Origin of the sequence: Methylibium sp. (assembly GCF_013817365.1) — a bacterium.
In the GTDB taxonomy this organism is placed as follows: Bacteria; Pseudomonadota; Gammaproteobacteria; order Burkholderiales; family Burkholderiaceae_C; genus Methylibium.
This window is the reverse complement of sequence record NZ_JACDCU010000503.1, coordinates 1-2,710: the sequence shown is the minus strand read 5'-3', so window position 1 is coordinate 2,710 and position 2,710 is coordinate 1. Positions and strand designations below refer to the sequence as shown.

General features: G+C 68.2%; 4 protein-coding genes. 1 reads left to right on the top strand and 3 read right to left on the bottom strand.

What is annotated here, in order from left to right; all coding sequences use genetic code 11:
* Nucleotides 1-235: 235 nt before the first annotated feature.
* A complete protein-coding gene (gene mnmH / locus H0W38_RS20490) occupies nucleotides 236-1,327 on the top strand; it encodes a tRNA 2-selenouridine(34) synthase MnmH (RefSeq protein ID WP_292457659.1) in 1,092 nt (363 codons plus the stop codon).
* A 153-nt stretch (nucleotides 1,328-1,480) separates the two neighbouring features.
* On the opposite strand, the gene H0W38_RS20485 is transcribed toward mnmH, so the two are convergent.
* The 3 genes from H0W38_RS20485 to H0W38_RS20475 form a co-directional block, all read right to left on the bottom strand.
* Nucleotides 1,481-1,675, bottom strand: coding sequence for a hypothetical protein (locus H0W38_RS20485; RefSeq protein ID WP_292457657.1), 195 nt, complete (start codon nucleotides 1,673-1,675; stop codon nucleotides 1,481-1,483).
* A 64-nt stretch (nucleotides 1,676-1,739) separates the two neighbouring features.
* Nucleotides 1,740-1,982 (bottom strand): hypothetical protein, encoded by a 243-nt coding sequence (locus H0W38_RS20480; RefSeq protein WP_292445962.1) that lies wholly within the window; start codon nucleotides 1,980-1,982, stop codon nucleotides 1,740-1,742.
* Nucleotides 1,983-2,292: 310 nt separating this feature from the next.
* On the bottom strand, nucleotides 2,293-2,710 hold a 418-nt coding region (locus H0W38_RS20475; RefSeq protein ID WP_292457656.1), incomplete at its 5' end, for a nuclear transport factor 2 family protein.

Here is a 2,710-nt window from a genome sequence, read left to right as displayed (position 1 = left end):
ACGTTGAGCATGAAACTCCTCGGGCGAATGCGGTACTGCAGCGATGCGGATTGTCGCGCCGCCCCCCGCCGCGGCTATCCCGCGTCCCCGGGGGCCGCGCCATGCCAGGACAGTACGGGAGCGCGCGCAGATGCTGCGCCATCCATCCGCTTCGAGCGCGGGCTTTCGATCCGGCAGGGGCCGAAAGGCCCAGAATTCACGGCCTGTGCCTCCTCCGTCGAAAGACTCCGATCCCATGCCCCAGCTCACCCGAACGGTCGAAACCGCGGACGAACCCGATCTCCGGGTGCTGCCGTTTTCCTCGTACGCGATGATCATCGATGCGAGGACCGAGAAGGAGTTCCAGGAGGACCACGTGCCCGGCGCCGTCAACCTGCCGGTGGTCGATCAGCCCGAGTTCGCCGAAGTGGGCACGCTGCACAAGAGCGACACGCATGCGGCCTACATGATCGGCGTGGCGTATGCCATGCGGCGCATGGCCGATCACGTCGAGCGCGTGATCAAGGACGTGTCACCCGACGAGCGCATCCTCGTGTACTGCTTTCGCGGCGGCAAGCGCTCCAAGCTGTGGGCCGACAACCTGCGCACCATCGGCTTTCGGGTCGACACGATCAAGGGCGGCTGGAAGAACTACCGCCGCTGGGTGATGGCCGGGCTCGACAAGGTCGTGCCGTCGTTCGAGTTCCGCGTCCTCGCCGGGCCCACCGGCGCCGGCAAGACGCGGCTGCTGAAGGCCCTGGAGGCCGAGGGCGCGCAGGTGCTCGACCTCGAAGGCCTGGCCTCGCACCGGGGCTCGCTCATCGGCGCCGTGCCGGGGGTGGCGCAGCCATCGCAGAAGTACTTCGACACGCTGGTTTACGACCGGCTCCGTTCCTTCGCGCCCGCCAAGGTGGTGTGGGTCGAAGCCGAGAGCAAACGGATCGGTGCCGTGCAGCTGAGCCAGGGGCTGTTCGAGGCAATCCACGACGCACCGATCATCCGGGTCATGGCGCCGATGGCCGAGCGCGTCAAGCTTTGGCGAGAGGATTACGCCCATTTCGAGGCCGATCTGCCCGGCATGGTGGCCCTGCTCGCCAAGCTCGCGCCGCTGGTCGGCAACGAGGAGATGGCCTTGTGGCAGCGGCTGGCCCGGGAGGGTCAGGCTGCCGAGTTGTTCGAGCGCCTCATGACCCACCACTACGACCTGGCGTACGCGCGGTCTTCGCGCAAGAACCACGTCGATTTCGACGCCGCACAGGGGCTCGAACTCGAATCGCTCGATGAGCCCACGCTGCGGGCCAGCGCGCGACGGCTGATCGCCGATCATCAGAAATCGACCCGTCGCTGAGTGACCGTATAGCCGCCCTGCGGCGACACGCTCGCGACGGCAAACGAAGAACGGCCGCAGCAGCGGCCCGCAGAAATAAAAAAGGGAAGCGGGACGTTGTTTGGTCGGAAGCTCGCTCTCAACCTCCCGACCCGCCCGCTCCCCTGTGGACAGTCAACCGGTCCGCAACCTGTGATGTAGCGCCGCCGGCTGCGCAAGGAACGGCAGCTCGAGCTGCCGCGATGCGCCGCGCGACGGCAGCACGGGACTGCGCGCCTCGACCGACAGCGCGAGCGCGACGTGCGAGCCGTGACGCTGGTGACCCAGGGTTGCGGTCGGTGCGAACGATAGGCGCTGGGGCGTGTTCATGGCGGAAGTCCCGTGAATACAGCTGAAAAATTGAATCGGGCAACGTGCTTTCAGGGTGCGCGGTTCAGCGCGCGCTGAGCCATTCGCTCGGCGCGAAATCGCCGCCGGCCAGCACAGCATGCAGGGGCCGAGCGCCGCTGCCAGGGCCTGCCGAGCGCATCGCGCGGGTCAGACCGGCCAGCCAGGCGGGCGTCTTGGCACTGGCCTGACGCTCGCGCGCGGCCAGGCGCAGCACCGAGGAGCCGCCGCCGAGCGGCACGCCGCGTGCGGGGTTCATGCGCTGCCAGGGTTTGAAACTCAATGCCATGCGGATCTCCTGCGTGTGAGCGGAGCGTTCGCAGCTTGCGTGCCAGCGTGGCCGAACTCGGGGTACACCCGCAGGAGCGCCAGTCGTCCGCCGAGCCGGCGTGCGGTCTGTCACGCCGCGTGCTGCCGGTGGCGACTGCGGTGACATCGGCTTGCGGAGCCGGCCGACGTTTTTTGTCGGCGGGCCTGCCGTAGGCTGTCGTGCCTGTCGTGGTGTGCCGGGCAAGGAAGTGCCTCGGGCCGCCCTGCGGACGCTTGTCCGCCGGTCGCACCGGCAACAACGGCAGCGACAGCCTTTGGTCGATTGCGGTCTATTGCGGCGCTCGCGCACACCATGCGTCGAGCCGGCGTGCCGCCTCGATGCGGAGTTGCGCGTTGAACCAAGGCATCCAGCCGAGCAGCAGACCCTTGGTGCCGAGCGCCTGGCGCGACCAGCGCCACAGGTCAAAGTGGTCGAGGTGCGTTCGGATCAGCCCGTTGTCGTTGAAACTGAACTCGGCATCGACCACGTTGTGCACGCGCGCGCCCGTCGGGCTGAAGCGGTAACGCGCTTCCCAGTGCGCGCGACCCGCGCCGCGCTCGACGGCGATGTGGCGGAACTCTAGACGCCAGTCGGCGCGCCCCTGCGCCTTGACCCCTTCGCACAACATCCGCCACATGCCGCCGATCGGAGCGCGCCCCGACAGGCCGAACACCGGGTCGTCGAAGCGCGCATCGGGCGCGTAGCAA